Genomic DNA, 17,196 nt, shown 5'->3' on the forward strand with positions numbered 1-17,196 from the left:
ACAAGGGAGAGACCAATGACCAATGACCAATGACTATTCCACAGTCGGAATAGTGAAGTGAAACGTACTACCTTTGTCTTTTCCTGCTGATTCTGCCCAGATTTTCCCGTTCCAGCTATTGACAATTTGACGACAAATTGCTAAGCCTAAACCCGTACCTCCTGCGGTGCGACGGAGCGCGCCTTCTTCTTGGTAGAAGCGATCGAAAACAATTTCGAGCCGATTGGGTTCGATACCGCGTCCGGTGTCGGAAACGGTAACTTCTAGCGTCGTGCCACCATTAGTACGTGCGGCGATCGCGATCTGTCCTGTGGGAGGCGTAAACTTGCAGGCGTTATCCAACAGTTTAGCGATTAACTCTACCAACCAGTCTCCATCAACCCTAATCAGAGGAAGTTGGACTGGAATTGTGCTGACGATCTGCGGTAAATCTTCTGGGTTAGAACGGGTGCGGACGCGGCTGAGGGCAAGCTCGACGCACTCATCTAAGGGTAAAGTTTCAGGATGCCATTCTACCCGTCCGCTTTCTAAGTTGGAGAGGGTGAGAAAATCTTGGACTAATTTGCGCATCCGCTCGGAGTCGGTAAGAGCAGTGCTGAGCATGACTTGCCGCAATTCTAAGGGCATATCTGGCTCGGTGGCAAGGCTTTCCAAACAAACTTGGATCGTCGAGAGGGGGGTACGAAGTTCGTGTCCAGTAATCGCGATGAGGTTGCTGCGGGTGCGATCGAGCGCCTCTAATTGCTGGTTGAGGTCTTCTAGATTTGCGTAAGCTTCGGCTTGAATCAATGCTGCGCCTACCTGAGTGGCGATCGCTTCGACTAAAGAAGTTTCATCTGCCGTCCACTGGTGTGGTTGAGAACCACAATAATGAGATTCGACTATTCCCAATAACTTACCTTGGTACAACACTGGCATTAACAACCAAGAACGAATATCCAGCTGTTTTACGAGCTGTTGTAGCAGGGGTGAATCAGTCACGCGGGTGTCAGTTTGAGTATCGACAATACAGATCGATCCTTGCTGACAGGTCATTTCTTGAAATAAGGGATTTTTTTGTAAAGGCATGACTTTTCCTACTACTGAGGAAACGCCAGGTTGTAAATATTCGTGGGCGATCGCCACCCTATCATCGTTAGCTTGGGCGCGATAAATCAAGCAACGGCAGGCAGCCAGGGCAATTCCCAATTCGCGAACTGCGACTTTCAAAATTTCTTGGGGATGTAACGGTAGTCCGGTGGCGCTACCTTTGCGAATCGCAGCGGTAATCGAGTTGATGAGGCGTTCTTTCCGTTCTTGGGCAGCAATCGAGCGGTAGGCTTTGAGTAATTTGTACTGTCCGGCTTGCAGGTACGTTACTAATCTCTGGACGAAAGGATTGGTATCGATCGCCGCAGGATCTAGCGAGGGTAAAGTAATGGGGGCAGCAGTTTTAGACTTTTTCGCTGACGATCGCCTTTGTGGAAATATACCGAAGCGATCGCGCGCGAGTTCGATTTTAGGGGCTAATTCTGGTCTGTAATGTAAAATGCGTTGAAGTAACAGCTCGGCTGCAATACAGCTAATTTGTCGCTCGGAAGTCCAGATACCTTCAAACTGGCGGGTGGGATCCATATCCACCGCTGGTAAATGAGGTGAGGGTTTAATCTGGACTATGCTGGGGCGTTCGCGACAAATCAGGCAAGTGCTATAATTTTGCCCGATCGCGACGAGATGCCATTCTTGACTTAATGATTCTGTTGGATCGAAGGCGATCGTTTCGTAGTATTCGGAAGCATTCGTAAAATCTGTCTCCGGTGCTGCTAGTACGTAGACTTGATTCGTTTGCCGAGCAAGGCGTTTGTAGCGGTGGGCTTCTTGACGATAGAAGCGTTCCCGCTGAAAGCTAGCAATCAGCAACGGTTGGTCTGAAGTCGAAGCAAGCACTTGGTCTTCCATCGCATGGGACAAAGCCGTTAAAGAAGCTTTGAAATAAACTTGGGGTCGCAGTTGGGGTACTGCTACTAGCAGATCGCTTAGCACAGAAGTCAAATTGCTCATGACTGTGTTTGTCGATCGCGTTACCTGCGTACCACCCTGCCAGGAGAACTAGGAAGCGCGATCGCTGCTTGCTTGCATCGAGGGTTCTCTATCAACCATCCTACCGATACTGGGGACTAGGAGCTAGTAGTCAGTTATCAGGGAGCAGGGGGAAGAGAGCTGAGGGAGCGATCGGGAGCTGAGGGAGCTGAGGAGCATGGGGGAGAAAATACCAAATACCAAATACCAAATACCAACAATATCCTTAGATAGATAGATGTTGTAAAAGTCAAGTAAAAATAGTATAAGTTAATCTTTAGAACTAAAAATTCTAAGTATATAAACCTATAGAGGGTTGCATCTAGGCGAGTTTGTGCCTTTTATTAAAACTTATTAAGCGACGAGAGAAATCTTCTGTCGTTTGCGAGTCAGAAGGCTGCCAAAGGAAATTGGCAGCATTCTTCAGATCGATTTGTAGTTACTGCTCAATTACCAGAAAATAATGAAAATCGCTCAGATTGCTCCTCTGTGGGAACGAGTCCCACCCTTTCGCTACGGTGGTATTGAATTAATCGTTAGTTTACTAACTGACGAATTAGTCCGGCGCGGTCATGAAGTCACGCTGTTTGCCTCTGGTGACTCGATTACTACAGCTCAGCTCAAGTCAGTCCACAATAAAGCATTACGTCTCGATCCCAGTGTCAAGGAACCAGGGCTTTACGAGCAAATGATGCTGTTTGAGGTTTTTAGCAACGCCCATCATTTTGACATTATTCATTCTCATGTTGGCTGCGCTGCCTTGCCTTACACTGGTTTTGCTAAAACGCCTACGGTACATACAACTCACGGTATTTTTACTCCTGATAATGAAAAGATGTTTCGGCGTTTTGCTTGGCAACCATACATCAGTATTAGCGAAGCGCAACGAGAACCTCGTCTAGGGTTAAATTACATTCAAACTATCTATAACGGTATTGATACCTCTATCTATCCGTTTCAGGCTCAACCTAGTCAACCAGCTTATCTGGCTTTCGTCGGTCGCATATCTCCTGAAAAAGGTCCGATTGAAGCGATGAAAATAGCCCGCGCTGCTGGTTTACCATTAAAAATGGCTGGCAAAGTCGATCCGGTGGATCGAGAATATTTTCGCGATCGCGTTGAGCCATTAATTGACGGTGAGCAAATTCAGTACCTTGGGGAAATATCTCATGAAGAGAAGGCTCAGCTTTTGGGTGGAGCTACAGTAACTTTGTTTCCGATTACCTGGCGAGAACCGTTTGGTCTAGTCATGATTGAGTCAATGGCAACAGGCACGCCTGTAGTTGGCATGGGTTTGGGTTCCGTACCAGAAGTGATTGCTCATGGTAAAACAGGCTTTGTTTGTCATTCTCTAGAACAAATGGTGGATGTGATTCCCGATGCGATGAAAATAGATCGCCAAACATGTCGCGACTATGCGATCGATCGCTTTAGCGTCCAAGCGATGACGAGCGCATATGAAAAGGCGTATCAAACTTGGAAGGGGTAGGGGAAAATTCAAAATTGAGCAGACGGTGGACGGTTGACAGTTGATGATGAGTGGCTGGTGGCTGGCGACTAGTGACTAGAAACGATTCTAGCCACCAGCCACTAGTCACTAGCTGGCTTTTCTCCCGATGTCAGTACGCCCCTGGAACTAGAAACGATTCTAGCCACCAGCCACTAGTCACTAGTCACTGATAACTGACAACTGTTTGCCTTCGTTACTTTATGAGTTGACCCCTGGATTGAAAGCTAAGATTTTTTAACTTTATCGCAAACATCTTTAATGAGTTGTATTTCTATTTAAGATCTGCTTACAATAATTTACATTGTTCAAATTAGTGTAATTAATTATTGCTGACGCTTATAGAAATTACAGATATAAGCTGCAACTTTAAGCGCAAAAGTCGTAGAGAAAAAGTTGTTGCTGAAGGTGGTAAAGCCAATAAAAAAATTGCGATCGCACGGTCTACTAAGAAGGTTGATAATAATAAAACTGGGTCGCACACCTATAACAGCAAAAAGCCTTTGGTATGACACTGGATACGATAGCAACGCAAGACAGATTAGAAATAAGTGGTAGAGTATTCGTTCCCGCAGAACAATTGCCAATTCCAGAATGGCCCTGCGTGTTGAGCGAAAGACCACAACCGACTTTGACGATTAAAGACGACGATCTATTTTTGGTGACAGATACGCTAGGAAATATTGCTGGCGGCTGTTATAGCGATGATAGTGCAGCTAGCATGGGGTTATTTTGCTGCGATAGCCGATTTCTAAGTCGCTTAGAATTACAGATTGAGGGGCGATCGCCTTTTTTACTCAGCAGTACCGCCGATAAAGGGTTTTCCCTTTCTGTCTTATGTACTAATCCTACAGTAGACAATCGATTGAAAGCTGACACCCTTGGCATTCGTCGCGAACTGGTTTTGAATGGAGCACTATTTGAAGAAATAGAAATTTCCAACTACAGCACGAGTGCCGTCAGCGTTTCTATTAGCCTGAGTTTTGATGCCGATTTTGTCGATTTATTTGAAATTCGCGGCTTCAATCGAGAAAAGCGCGGTAAATTGCTACGGCTTGCCGCAGTAGATGGAAGACAGAAAGAGAAAGGAGACAAGGAGGACAAGGAAGGCAAGGGAGCAATTACCAATTACCAATTACCAATTACCGATTACCAACCTCCAGAAACGCTCACCCTTGCTTACCAGGGTTTAGATAATTCCATTATGGAATCGCGGTTGCAGTTCCAACACACTCAGCCAGATTTATTCAAAGGCTATACGGCAATTTGGCAGCTAGACTTGGCTTCCCACGAAACCAAAAAGCTCGGTTATCGATTGTCAATGGCAATTAACGATCGCTCGGCTTCTACCGTTCACGCTCCCAATACATTAGTCCAAGCCAGAGCAGCGGAAGACTCAGAAGAACAGCACTGGTGTCAGCAAAGTACGCAAATTCGCTCTGATAAGGCTGATTTCAACCATATCGTCGAGCGAGCCGAGCAAGACATGTATTTGCTACGGCAATCTTTTGGCAAGTATAAAACTGTTTCCGCTGGCGTACCTTGGTTTTCTACCCTGTTCGGACGAGATTCGCTGATCGCGGCGGCTCAAACTTTAATGTTAAATCCGGCGATCGCCCGCGAAACTTTGATTTTACTCGCAGCTTATCAAGGCAAAACTGAGGATGAATGGCGGGAAGAGGAACCAGGTAAAATCCTACATGAAATCCGCATGGGAGAAATGGCACGTTGCCAGGAAATCCCCCATACGCCTTATTACGGTACGATCGATGCTACTCCTTTGTGGTTAATGCTCTATGCGGAATACTTTGCCTGGACTCACGACTTAGAAACCCTAGATCGTTTGTGGTCAAATGCTTTAGCAGCAATGGATTGGATCGATCGCCGCCTCAAACCAACAGGATATTTATCCTACTTCCGCAAGTCACGCGGAGGTTTAGCCAATCAAGGTTGGAAGGATTCTGGCGATTGTATAGTTAATCGTCAAGGAGAACTAGCCACAGGGGCGATCGCTCTATGCGAAGTGCAGGCTTATGTCTATGCCGCAAAAGTGCGACTGGCAGAAATTGCTCGGATGAAGAAGCGGCTCGATCTTGCCGAAAAGTGGCAGGATGAAGCCAGAGAGCTGAAAGTTCGATTTAATCGCGATTTTTGGCTGTCCGACCAGGATTTTTGCGCATTGGCGTTGGATGGGGAAGGCAAACCAGTCGATAGTATTACCTCTAATCCCGGGCATTGTCTGCATCTAGGCATTTTTACACCTGAAAAAGCCTACAGCGTTGCCGAACGGCTCCGAGCGCCTGATATGTTTAACGGTTGGGGAATTCGCACTTTAAGCAGTTTATCCCCCGCCTATAATCCGATGGGCTACCATCTCGGTTCGGTTTGGCCTCACGATAATTCTCTCATCGTACTGGGACTGCGATCGCTCGGGCTAGTGGATCAAGCCTTGGACGTATTTCAGGGGTTATTCGACATGACACTTCAGCAACCCTACCAGCGTCCACCAGAACTATTCTGCGGCTACGAACGCAATGGCGATCGCGCTCCCGTCCAGTATCCCGTGGCTTGTTCTCCCCAAGCTTGGGCAACGGGAACCATTTTTCAGTTATTGCAAACAATTATTAATCTCGTACCTGATGCCCCAAATAATTGCTTGCGAATCATCGATCCGGCTTTACCAGACTCCATCAATCGCCTATCCATACACAATCTACGTGTCGGTCCTACCTTACTCGACCTAGAATTCGAGCGTGCTGGCAATACGACTGCCTGTCGCGTGGTCAAAAAACGCGGTAACCTGCGTGTGGTGATCGAAGCGTAAGAGAATTGGTTGTTGATGAGTGGCTGGTGGCTAGTGGCTAAAATCTTTTCTAGTCACTAGCCACTAGCCACTATTCACTGATAACTGACAACTGATTCCTAGTATGATGAACACTAGAGTTGTTTTGTGAATTTGTTGTCACAGATTGTTATGGACGCTATTTTGACACTGGGTTGGGTTGGATTGCTGGTAACTTTTACTTGGTCTATTGCTATGGTCGTTTGGGGTCGTAACGGACTGTAATAAATCCCGTGGATACAATACCAGTTTTTAACATTCTGGCGATCGCGGCGTTTGGTCTTTTACTGGCGGTCACTGGTGGTATCGGCTACCTGACACTGGTAGAATGGCGCGATCGCCGTCGTCGCGATCGGGAAAACAAAGAACTTCGTCGTTCTAGCAAGGCAAAGAAACAACGAAAGTGAATTCCGAATTCCGAATTCCGAATTCTCCTCACGTACCACTTAATCCTAGCTCCTCACCCCTAATTTCCCATTCTCCACGACGAATGAAGCGAGCGTTCTCACACTGGCTTCGAGTTGGCGGATGGTTGAAACGATCCGATAGTTGGTGACGAGGCGATCGCGTGTCAAGTGGCATCGAACGTACCCCCGATAAGTTCCGTTAAAAAATTTGGTGTGGGGGTTTCTGCTCATCGCGATCGTCGCCGTCGGAATAAACTGCTTGGGAAAATTGGAAGAGATAGAAGTGCCGACAAACTCAGTGCCAACGGTGGGGGAATTAGGATTTTTAAAGTCAAGTTTGAGGTCGTGTACCCAACTGGAATGCACGTCGCCTGTAATCACGATGGGGTTAGCAGGTTGGCGTTGCGCTAGAAATTTCAGCAATCGCTGACGCGCTTCGACATAGCCGTCCCACTGATCGAGGTTGAATAACTCCGAACGAGAGCGCGGATCGACATCGAATTGAGCGAGTACGGTTTGTTGAGCAAGAATATTCCACCGTGCTGCGGAGCGAGTTAAGCCTCGAAATAACCATTGTTCCTGCTGGTGTCCCATCATCGTTGCATTAGCAGCGAAAGCTTCCTGACAGCGAGATTTAAATCCGCCGCCGCAGGGCTGCTGAGTCCGGTACTGGCGCGTATCTAAAATATTGAATTGAGCTAAGTCACCAAACGTAAAGCGCCGATAGAGCTGCAACCGAGAGCCTTGGGGTGCGCGATCGCGTCGTAAGGGCATATGCTCGTAATACGCTTGGTAAGCAGCCGCCCGCCGTCGCCCAAAAGCAGATGGCGAGTCGCCGAAGGCAGAGCGATCGCCTGCATAGTTATTTTGTACCTCATGATCGTCCCAAGTCACGATCCACGGAAAGGCAGCATGAGCCGCTTGGAGGTTGGGGTCGGTTTTATATAAAGCGTAGCGGTTGCGGTAATCGGCAAGACTAACAGCGGCGGGAGTACGGTGCGATCGCACGCTATCGGTGCGGGAGCCGCCATCATAGATGTAGTCCCCTAGAAAGACGACTAGCTCCACATCTTCCTTGGCTAAGTTTTGATGCGCCGTATAATAACCGTTCTGCCAATCTTGACAGGAAGCAAAAGCAAAAGTGAGTTGTCCGAGTGCCTCATTCAGCGCGGCAGTGGTGCGCGTGCGTCCAATTGGACTTTCGGCATCCCCTGCTTGAAATCGATACCAATACCAACGTCCGGGTTGTAACCCTTCTACCTCAACGTGGATGGCATGGGCGAATTCTGGAGTGGCGATCGCTTCTCCCTGCTGGACGATTTGCCGCATATTTTCATCAGTTGCCACTTGCCACTGGACGACAACCGATTCGGCAGGCATCCCGCCACCTTCAAGCGGATCGGGTGCGAGGCGCGTCCAAATAACGACACTCTCTGGCAGTGGATCGCCGGAAGCTACACCCAACTTAAACGGATACTGGGAGAATTTCGGTTTCGCGATCGCAGTTTTTGTCTGCCATTGACTCGCGATCGTTCCAGCCGCCAAAGCCGCTGCACCAAGCAGCAACTCCCGCCGCTGCAATTTGTTATTTGTCATTGGTTATGGTCACTGGTCACTGGTCACTGGTCACTGATAACTGGTCACTGGTCACTGATAACTGGTCACTGATAACTGCTCCCTATTCAGCGCGACAGTAATTGTACGATTGTTAAGCCAAGGGCGATCGCCACTGTCAAGCCAGTGATCGTGGTAAAGTTGCGGATCATTTGTAACTGGCGTTCGGTGTCGCGCAAAGAGGATTGCGTCAGACGCAATTCTGTTTCAAGGTTTTGTTGTTTTTCAAAATATTGGGGACTAAAGCCAGCTTGCTCTAATTTTTGAATAAAATCTTCTAATTCTGCATTTAATTTAGTATCGACAATTTCGCTAATCGCCGCGTGCGTTGCCTCGTCAGCCGTCCATTCTTGCCAAAAATGCTTCAGTCGCTTCGATACCTCTTCCCGTAATTCACTGACTTGCTTGGCGAGTTCGGCATTATAGTTACTTAAATGAATATCCGCGCTACCGAGTTCGTCTTGTAAATGTGTTAATTCTCCTTTAAATTCTCGCCAACGGACATCAATTGCAGTTTCGATCGCCGCTAGACGTAAGTTAACATCTGTTTCTAAGTTGATGAGGTCTGCTTTATTTGCTTTGACCTGTTCTAGATTTGCTTGTAATTGTTGGTATGATTGCCCTAGAGCGGCAAATTGAGCTGGAATTTGTGTGAGTGAATCTAAGACAGCAAATGATTGTTTGAGGCGATCGCGCAGCTCTGTTAGTTCTTGTTCCACAGACAATAGTTCGGTCAGATTATTTTTCATAAGATTTTTTTGACTCAGGCTTTAATTTGGACATTAAATAAATTATCCAAAATTCTTCAGTTGCGCCAAACTTTGACGAAGAGCAATGATTTTCTCGTTCAAAGCATTGCAGTTTTCACTGACGGCACGAAGATCCCTGATTTGTTTTAGGACTAATAAAGTGCGATAAGGTTGGGAGCTATTGCCAAATAAGCGCAAAGCTTCTGTAAGTAAAAAAGATAAATCTTGGTTCTGGTTCCAAGGAGCATTGATATGGGTCAACCAGTTAAAGGCAGTAGCTGGATCGACATCTACGCCCGCTTGGTAAAATAACAGTAAATCATCAGACGACAATTTCTGGTCAATTCCTGCTTGAAAGCCGACACCGAGATGTCTTAGGGCTGCATTGCGGTCTGGTGAGTGGCTCTGAGACGATAAAACGCCAGCTAGGTAAAGGGCAGATAAATTGAGCGGTTTTTCCCACAGCTGTTGCTTAACGTAAGCTAGCAATTCTTCTACCCAATTTTGACTGATGGCAAGGTGAATCGTTTCTGATAAAGACTCAGGATCGAAACGATCTAATTGTTGTTCTACCTGACGCTGCCATAGCGACAGCACCTTAGTCTCCGCAGCTACAGTCGTTTTGGCAATTGGCATCGCTTGGATGCGCTCGGTATTCCGTCCTGTAATTTTGCCGCTAATTTTCTCCAGTAACCCAGGACCAATTTGAGTGTATCCTTTGTGTACGGCACGAATCACGTTGACCAGTTCTTCGGCAGGAGTGTCTTTCAACAGATAACCCTTGGCTCCAGAACGCAACGCTTCAGCTAAGTATTCCTCGTCGTCGTAGCCGCTAAGAACGATCGTTTTTGTGGCTGGAAAGCGTTCGGAAATGATGCGCGTTGCTGTCACTCCGTCCATTCCAGGCATCTGAATATCGATCAGCGCGATATCGGGGTTGAGCATGTCTACTTGTTCGACCGCCGCTTGACCGTCGCTAGCACTGCCGATAATATCCATCTCAGGATCGAGTTCTAGCAATGCTTTCAGCCCTTGGCGAATCAGTTTTTGATCGTCTACCAGCAAAATCCGAATCATGCAGCAAACATTGACAAGTTAAAGGGTGGTGACTGGCAAGAGGTTGGCGATCGCTTGCAGTAAGTCGTCCGTGCAAAAGGGCTTGGTAAAATACTCCGTCGCACCCAGACCGAACGCTGTTTGCCGATGCCACTGATTTTCCCGCGAGGTCAATACGATGACTGGGAGTTTTTGCCATTGGGAGGAAGCACGGATTTCCCGTAGTAAGGATAACCCATCTACGCGGGGCATCTCCAGATCGGAAATGGCTAGGTCGAAGCGTTCCTCTGAGGAAGAGAGCTTTTCTAGAGCCTCTTGCCCATCACGGCACTGTACTACTTTATACCCTGCTGCCGTGAGAATCCGCTCTAAAATTCGCCGAAATGCGATCGCGTCATCTACGATCAAAATTTTGGGAATCTCTTCAGTTGTAGCTGAAAATGTCTCCTGTCGGCTGCTTTCTTGACGAATTGTTGCTGGTGCGACCGAAAACTGAGATAGCAGTTCTTGAAACCGATCGGGTGAGAGAACGGGAACGATTTCCCCCGTACCCAGCACCGTACAACCGAGCAGGTAATTCGGAACTTTCACTGTAGCGTCAAAAGGCTTGAGAACTAATTCTCGCTCTCCCAACATCTGATCTACAGCCAGCACGACTGTCTCTGCCTCAATCTCCAACACGAGTCCCAAACGTTGGTCTAGTTCGGTAGCGTTAGCGAAGCTTAACGAAGTTATCGCCCCGCGCCGCCATTGGTAAGGTAAAAACTGTGGTAGATAGTACAGTCGAGCTGGGAGATTGCGCCAAGCGATCGTGCTGCCGTGCTGCAATCCCGTCCCGTATTCCGACAAGACGACAACCTCTTTAACCTGAGAAGCGGGAAACGCCAAGGTTTGCTGCTGGCATTTACACAATAGCAGCGGCAAAATATTTAAGGACATGGGAATGCTAATGGTAAACTTAGTTCCTTGCCCTGCTGTAGTTTCCACGCCAATCGTCCCACGCAAGCGCTCGACTTGCAGGCGAACGATATCTAGTCCTAAACCGCGCCCTGATAAAGTCGTAACTGTGGTGGAGGTGGAAAAACCAGAACGAAACAAAAATTCCAAAATTTGCTCTGAAGAGAGTACAGCAGTTGAGTCGCACAGTCCGAGTGCTTCAGCTCGTTGTCGCACTGCGGTCAAGTCAATCCCGCGCCCGTCATCAGCAAGAGTAATAATCAGTTGATTACCTTCAGTTACAGCAATCAGACTCATCCGCGCTATGGGAGATTTACCACTTGCCTGCCGCTCTGAAGCAGATTCGATCCCGTGGTCGAAAGCATTGCGAAATAGATGCAACAGGGGAATTTTCAACTGTTCGAGGATCGCCCGATCGATCGTGGTTTCCCGTCCTTCGATCGCCAACTGAACGGATTTGCCGTAGCGTTGGCTAAATGATTGTTGGGCAGCGGCAAACTGGTTTGCTAAGCTGCCAAACTTGACTAGGCGCGACTCGGTTAAATCTCCGCGTAAGTCGTCGAGTTGCTGGCGTAACTCTACCAAAGCTTCCCGCATTTCTAGAGAAATAAATTCCACATCCGCCCTAGCTTCTTGCACCTGGACGATCAGCTCTTGCAATTCTTGTAAAGAATTAGATGTGGGTATTTGGTAGTCGGTCGTCAGTAGTTGGTAATTGAGTGGTGCGTGGGGAGAATTCGGAATTCGGAAGTCGGAATTCGGAATTAATTGTGACTTGTGACTTGCGACTTGCGACTTAATAGCTGCTCCCTGCTCCCTGTTCTTTCTGCCAAGTGTGGCAAGTTGGTTGTAAAGAGCTTGCATGTCTTCGCTGAGGGGGTTGAGCTGGGCAGCCCGCTGTTTGAGCGTGAGATCGACCTGATGTAGTTGTTCTTGATATAAAGATAGCCGTTCGTAACTGATAAACAACTCGCCAATGGTGTTATCGATCCGCTCTAGTCGCGATACGGGTATTTTTAAATTTAAACTGCGGATGCCGGAGGCGATCGCCAGGGAATCGTTCAGGAGTTGGGAATCAGTAGGAGGATGCGGTGCGCTCGGATTGAAGGTTTGGGAGTTGAGCAGCAAAAATTCTTCTCCAGTTGCCTCAGCTCTGGGACTCGGTGGCAGCGATTGCAAAAAATTTTCAATTGCTGTTGTTGTAGGTAGTAGGGTTGTTGCTTCTAAGCGATCGACTCCTTCGGGATTGTCGATCGCCGTGACAATCAAGCTACCGATCTGTTCGATGCTCAGGGAGATCAACTCATAGGCTAACTCCTGCTGCTCTACCCGTTCGTGCTGTAAGGCTTGTAATAGGTCTTCTAGGTGATGGGATAGGCGGCTCAGGGTGGTAAATTGAGCGATTCCCGCTCCACCTTTAAGGGAATGAGCTGCCCGCAGCATGGTAGAGTATAACCCGCTCAAATTCACCTCGGGATCTGTTGCTTGCAACTGGCGAATTCCCTGTTCCAAGACTGACAATTGGTCTGGGGCATCTTCGTACAGGAAACAAGTGCGTATTTCTTGAGTAATTGCCTCTAAGCTTGCAGCATCCAGCACCATAGTTAATCTTCTACTCGAAATCGGGACACGGAAAGTTGGAGTTCGCGGGCGACCTCAAGGAGTTCCTGTAGCGTAGATAGCACGGCAGCAGATTCGGTCGAAGTTGTTTGGGCGATCGCTGCTACTGTTTGCATGGTTTGATTGACCATACAGGAGTTATCTGCTTGAGAAACTGTCCGCACGGAAATTGATTGCAGCAATTGGTCGATTTCTTGACCGATCTGTGCCATATCCTGCAAGTTGGTTTTCGTTCTTGTCACCAGTTGGGTTCCTATTGCTACAGAGGCGTTGCTAACTTCCATCGTTTTTAACACATCGCTGGTTCCTTGCTGGATAGTTCGCACCAATCGGTCAATTTCTTTAGTTGCGTCTGTGACTCTTTCTGCTAAGCGTCTGACTTCATTAGCCACGAGGCGAAACCCTTTACCATTTTCTCCAGCTCTCGTTGCTTCGATTGCGGCGTTGAAGGCGAGGACGTTGGTTTTTTCAGAGATTGTCGAGATAATGCTGACGATTTTAGAAATTTCTTGGGAAGATTCCGCTAGCCGTTTGGCTTTTACAGTTGTCTCCCAAACATTGGCGCGGAGTGTTTCCATGCTATTGACAGTCTCGTCCATCGTTCGATCGCTATCTTGGGCTGCATCTAGTGCCTGACGAGCGATGGTGGCGGCGGTTTGGGCGGAACTGGCGATCGCTTGAATCGACTGTTCCATTTCTTCTACCGAAGTCAATGCTTCTGCCACTGTTTCGGCTTGGGTGTTGGCTTCACAGGCAAGTTTTTCTACAGAAGCTTCGCTGTCTACGGCTGAAATTTGCACCTGTTCGGCGGCTGATTTAACTTGCAAGACTATCTCGCGCAAGCTGGCAATAACTGTATTAAATGCATCAGAAATTGCGCCTGTTTCCCCCTGCGAGACTTTAGCTCTGACAGTTAAGTCGCCGTGTTTGACTGTTTCCGTCTCTAACAGCAAGTTTATCATGCCCCGCTGTAACCTTTCTTTTTCCTGACGCTGGCGGGTTTCTGAGGTGCGCATTGCCTCTAGGTTCGCTTCAATGTTTGCCGTCATCGCATTTAATTGCCGCGCTAGAATGCCTATTTCGTCGCCGCGCTGAGAATTTTCTAATCTCTCTCCCTGCTTGCCCTCACCTACTGCCTGAGCGAATTCTGCTAGTCGTCTGAGCGGGCGGGCAAAGGTACTAGCAATTGGAATTGCCATCAATGCTGCTATTAATAGCATTCCCGCTCCAATTCCATAGGCTGTTTTTTGCTGTTGGGCAAGCAGCTCGTCTAATTCTGACATTGGGCGAGCTACAAAGGTCATGCCTACAGGCTTGGCTTTGGTCGGATTGAGTTCTTGCTGGTGGTCGTACAATGGTTGGTATATGCCCAGGTATTCTGCACCAGCAATTGTTGTTTTAGCAATAACTTCTTGTCCTTTACCGAGAACGGTGGCGGCTATAGCTTGAGGAGATCGCGTGCCGATATCTCGGGTTTTGCCGTCGCTAGCCGGAATGTTAGAGGAAATTCGCCAGTCTTGAGCATAGACTGCTGAGATGGGAATGCCCACCCGTTGTTTTAGACTATCGTTATTTAAAAAGTTCCGGTTTTCCACTGAGGCGACAATGACAGTACCCACGACTCGATTGTCGATTTCGATCGGGTGGACGACGACACCCACTAAAGCAGCTTTCCCACCATCGATGCTGGATTGACTCGCAGTTGAAGGCTGTGCTGCTTGAGCTGGCGACTGTAACCTGATATTTGCTTGTTTGTCTTGCCCCAAACGTTTGAGAAAATCTTCCTTCCATAACTCCATGCCTTGCAGCGTTTTGCCCGTGCGCAAGGCATTTTGAACGATGGGAATATCTGCCACATTTATCCCCAAGGGCAAGGACACGGGCTGATATTGTGGTGAGAGTTGAAGTTGTTCGGCGGAGGGGTTGAACGATACTGGGGATAAGGTTTGAATGTATTGGGCTACCGTTCTACCCCGAGCATCGGTGACAATTCTCAAGTTTTTTTCTACCGAGTCGCTTTCATCAGAAACTTTCAAACTCTCCATGTAGGTTTGCAATTGCTGTCGATACGCACTGACTTGGCTTTGACTGTTCAAATCGATCTTCAAAGTTTCGACGAGCCGAGCGATCGTATCTGCCTCTGTCTGTGCCTCGTCCACACTCCACATCACGTAGTCTTCATTGAAGTACGACCCATCCCTTTGTAACGACTGTCTGGCTTTTTGCAGTAAGGTGTCTCGGGTGACTGTGACAATTCCTTGGGTGATGACGACAATTGGGAGGGCGGTGCTAATTATTAAAACAATAGCGAGTTTAGTGCGGAAGTTGAAGTGTTGCCAGGCATTGGTAATTCTACTGCCAGCTACTCTCATTCTCAGCATGAGTGGCTGTGGGCTAACAGTGCTTTCCAGCCCCTCTCCCAAACTTAATTTGGATTCTGACAGTGGTTTGCCCGTTTCCGAGCTATTTGCCTCTCGCCACCCATCAGATCTTTCTAGAGTTTCCAGCGCCTTTCGCGCCACAGAGCCGTAAATCCCATCGGGATCTTGCGCGATCGCTTCTCGGTAAAATGCGGCAGCTTTGATAACATCTCCCGTCTGCTCTAAGGCATTCGCGAGCGTAATTTTATTCACCAAATCTTTTGGTTCGCGTTCGACTTCTGCTGCTAGCGCCGCAATGTGCTGTGGCGTGGGCAGATTTGGATAACTTTTGCTAGATGCTGTCATGGATGTACTGAGGTGCGATCGCAGGTGGATAGAGCCGTAAAAATAGCATTCACATTCAGGGCAGTTACGGGGCGTTCGATCTGGGCAACACCAACGCCATAGAGCTTTAAAGCTGGCGGAAATTCTGCCGGTACGGGCTGAAACTGCTGCGGATCGAGCGAGACAATTCCCTTGAGCAGCGACACCACGCAGCCGACTTGCCGCGAATCTTGCTCTCTTGCCACATGAGCGCTCCCGTTCAGCACGACAAGAGTTAAGTTGGTCTTGGCATGAGCATTTCTGACCGAACTAACTAGCCCCAACAACCCGCTTAAATCTAGTATCCACAACAACTTACCGCGCTGGTTTGCTACCCCTAACAATGTTGATGCTACGCCAGGGATGGGGCAAATTTGCTCTAGCGTTAAGGTTACTACACCTACCGTCTGTTCCAACGGTAATAACAGTTCGATTCCCGGCGATAGCTGAATGTGAAAGTATTCGGTGAGCATTAGAGCCAACTAGGCAGTGGAATGCGGTGACTAACTGAGATGACTACACACTGTCTGGACTAGATCGAGTGGTGCAAAAGGTTTAGCAATATAAGCATCTCCTCCTTGACGTAAAGCCCAAAACCGATCGAATTCCTGATCTTTCGAGGAACAAAAAATAATTGATATATCTTCAAATGTCGGACTAGCACGCAGTTGGCGACATAAATCGAGTCCGCTGATCCCAGGCATAACAATATCTAATACGATCAGATCTGGTCGGTGGTTGGCTGACAACCAGTGCAAAGCAGATTCTGCCGAGTCAACACAAACCACATTTAAGCCAACTTGTTGCAATAAAGCCACTATCAACCGTCGATCGGTCGGGCTGTCTTCAACAACTAAAACGGTTTTCATCTATAAATTTCAGCTAAAGTAAAAAATATCTGGTTGTAGTTGTTGATAGTTGACTTTTTCTAGTTTTCCACCGTGGAAGTAAAATTGGGTTTTGTATTTACTAGCTTATATTTGTTCAGGTGTTAACTTACACTCCTAAAACAGGAACTTATCAAAATTTTGTAAATTTGTCTAGAGATAGCAGCAGATCTTAACCGTAAAATTGTATACAGGTAAGTAGCGAATAGGTAGGTTTCGGGTAGGGGGCAGGAAAGAATTTATACTAATTACTCACCCCTCCCTAACCGCCACTGACTACTCGCTAAACTACCGACCCGCTCATTTACGGGTTATCGATAATGACTTGAATCCCTCGGTCAATTGTTGCATCTGCTTCTGCTGGTGTAACTGGTCTAGGGGTAAATAAATCTCTTTGTACTGGCTTGATTTGGATTGCTCTAGGGGCTGGCAGTTTGGCGGGAGCAGGCGATCGCCTTGTTGTGGTTTCTAGTTCTATCGTGCCTAAAATTTCTGCATTTCCTCGGGCGATCGTTCGTTTCTGTAAACTTTCAACTGTTGAGATGTTATTGATACCAGAGTTGACCTCTGTTTGAGCTAAAACTGGTTGACCCAAGGCGGCTGTTACTAGCAAGATAGCAGTTGCAATAAGAGAAAATCGTAGGTAGAGCATAGCTTTAGCTTGTCAAAACAAGCGCGAGGTTTGAGTAAACTTCTACACTCCATAGGTCGGCAAATAAGTACGTATATTGCAGACACGCACTAACCTAATTCGC

General features: G+C 47.7%; 13 protein-coding genes. 4 read left to right on the forward strand and 9 right to left on the reverse strand.

Going from position 1 to position 17,196, the window contains the following annotated elements; all coding sequences use genetic code 11:
• Positions 1 to 33 precede the first annotated feature (33 nt).
• Positions 34 to 2,040 carry a DICT sensory domain-containing protein gene (locus C7Y66_RS02620; RefSeq protein WP_106544357.1) on the reverse strand — a complete coding sequence of 669 codons (2,007 nt, stop codon included), beginning with the start codon at positions 2,038 to 2,040 and terminating at the stop codon, positions 34 to 36.
• A 481-nt stretch (positions 2,041 to 2,521) separates the two neighbouring features.
• Here C7Y66_RS02620 and C7Y66_RS02625 point away from each other — a divergent pair, with 481 nt between their 5' ends.
• The 4 genes from C7Y66_RS02625 (at position 2,522) to C7Y66_RS30855 (ending at position 6,814) form a co-directional block, all read left to right on the forward strand.
• A complete protein-coding gene (locus C7Y66_RS02625) occupies positions 2,522 to 3,547 on the forward strand; it encodes a glycosyltransferase family 4 protein (protein WP_106544358.1) in 1,026 nt (341 codons plus the stop codon).
• Between the two features lie 526 nt (positions 3,548 to 4,073).
• Entirely contained in the window at positions 4,074 to 6,389 is a 2,316-nt protein-coding gene (locus tag C7Y66_RS02635; RefSeq protein WP_106544359.1) for an amylo-alpha-1,6-glucosidase, read from the forward strand.
• Positions 6,390 to 6,539: 150 nt separating this feature from the next.
• On the forward strand, positions 6,540 to 6,632 hold the full coding sequence (gene petN, locus C7Y66_RS02640; protein WP_015156680.1) for a cytochrome b6-f complex subunit PetN: 93 nt from the start codon (positions 6,540 to 6,542) through the stop codon (positions 6,630 to 6,632).
• A gap of 8 nt (positions 6,633 to 6,640) precedes the next feature.
• Positions 6,641 to 6,814, forward strand: coding sequence for a hypothetical protein (locus C7Y66_RS30855; RefSeq protein WP_158265857.1), 174 nt, complete (start codon positions 6,641 to 6,643; stop codon positions 6,812 to 6,814).
• Positions 6,815 to 6,859: 45 nt separating this feature from the next.
• Here the strand turns inward: C7Y66_RS30855 and C7Y66_RS02645 are convergent, their stop codons facing one another.
• From C7Y66_RS02645 to C7Y66_RS02680, 8 genes are all read right to left on the reverse strand, one after another.
• Complete coding sequence (locus C7Y66_RS02645) at positions 6,860 to 8,410, reverse strand: alkaline phosphatase (protein ID WP_106544360.1); 1,551 nt, start codon at positions 8,408 to 8,410, stop codon at positions 6,860 to 6,862.
• A gap of 86 nt (positions 8,411 to 8,496) precedes the next feature.
• Positions 8,497 to 9,177, reverse strand: a complete 681-nt coding sequence (locus C7Y66_RS02650) for a hypothetical protein (RefSeq protein WP_015156682.1) — start codon at positions 9,175 to 9,177, stop codon at positions 8,497 to 8,499.
• 42 nt (positions 9,178 to 9,219) lie between these two features.
• Positions 9,220 to 10,254: a response regulator transcription factor gene (locus tag C7Y66_RS02655; protein ID WP_106544361.1), complete on the reverse strand. Its 1,035-nt coding sequence runs from the start codon at positions 10,252 to 10,254 to the stop codon at positions 9,220 to 9,222.
• 18 nt (positions 10,255 to 10,272) lie between these two features.
• Positions 10,273 to 12,792: a response regulator gene (locus C7Y66_RS02660; protein ID WP_106544362.1), complete on the reverse strand. Its 2,520-nt coding sequence runs from the start codon at positions 12,790 to 12,792 to the stop codon at positions 10,273 to 10,275.
• Between the two features lie 2 nt (positions 12,793 to 12,794).
• On the reverse strand, positions 12,795 to 15,536 hold the full coding sequence (locus C7Y66_RS02665; RefSeq protein ID WP_106544363.1) for a methyl-accepting chemotaxis protein: 2,742 nt from the start codon (positions 15,534 to 15,536) through the stop codon (positions 12,795 to 12,797).
• Entirely contained in the window at positions 15,533 to 16,027 is a 495-nt protein-coding gene (locus tag C7Y66_RS02670; RefSeq protein ID WP_106544364.1) for a chemotaxis protein CheW, read from the reverse strand. Before C7Y66_RS02670 ends, C7Y66_RS02665 begins: the two co-directional genes overlap by 4 nt.
• Before the next feature lie 30 nt (positions 16,028 to 16,057).
• Positions 16,058 to 16,423: a response regulator transcription factor gene (locus C7Y66_RS02675; RefSeq protein WP_015156687.1), complete on the reverse strand. Its 366-nt coding sequence runs from the start codon at positions 16,421 to 16,423 to the stop codon at positions 16,058 to 16,060.
• A gap of 322 nt (positions 16,424 to 16,745) precedes the next feature.
• Positions 16,746 to 17,093, reverse strand: coding sequence for a hypothetical protein (locus C7Y66_RS02680; protein ID WP_106168220.1), 348 nt, complete (start codon positions 17,091 to 17,093; stop codon positions 16,746 to 16,748).
• Between the last annotated feature and the right edge of the window lie 103 nt (positions 17,094 to 17,196).

Origin of the sequence: Chroococcidiopsis sp. CCALA 051 (assembly GCF_003015105.1) — a bacterium.
In the GTDB taxonomy this organism is placed as follows: Bacteria; Cyanobacteriota; Cyanobacteriia; order Cyanobacteriales; family Chroococcidiopsidaceae; genus Chroococcidiopsis; species Chroococcidiopsis thermalis.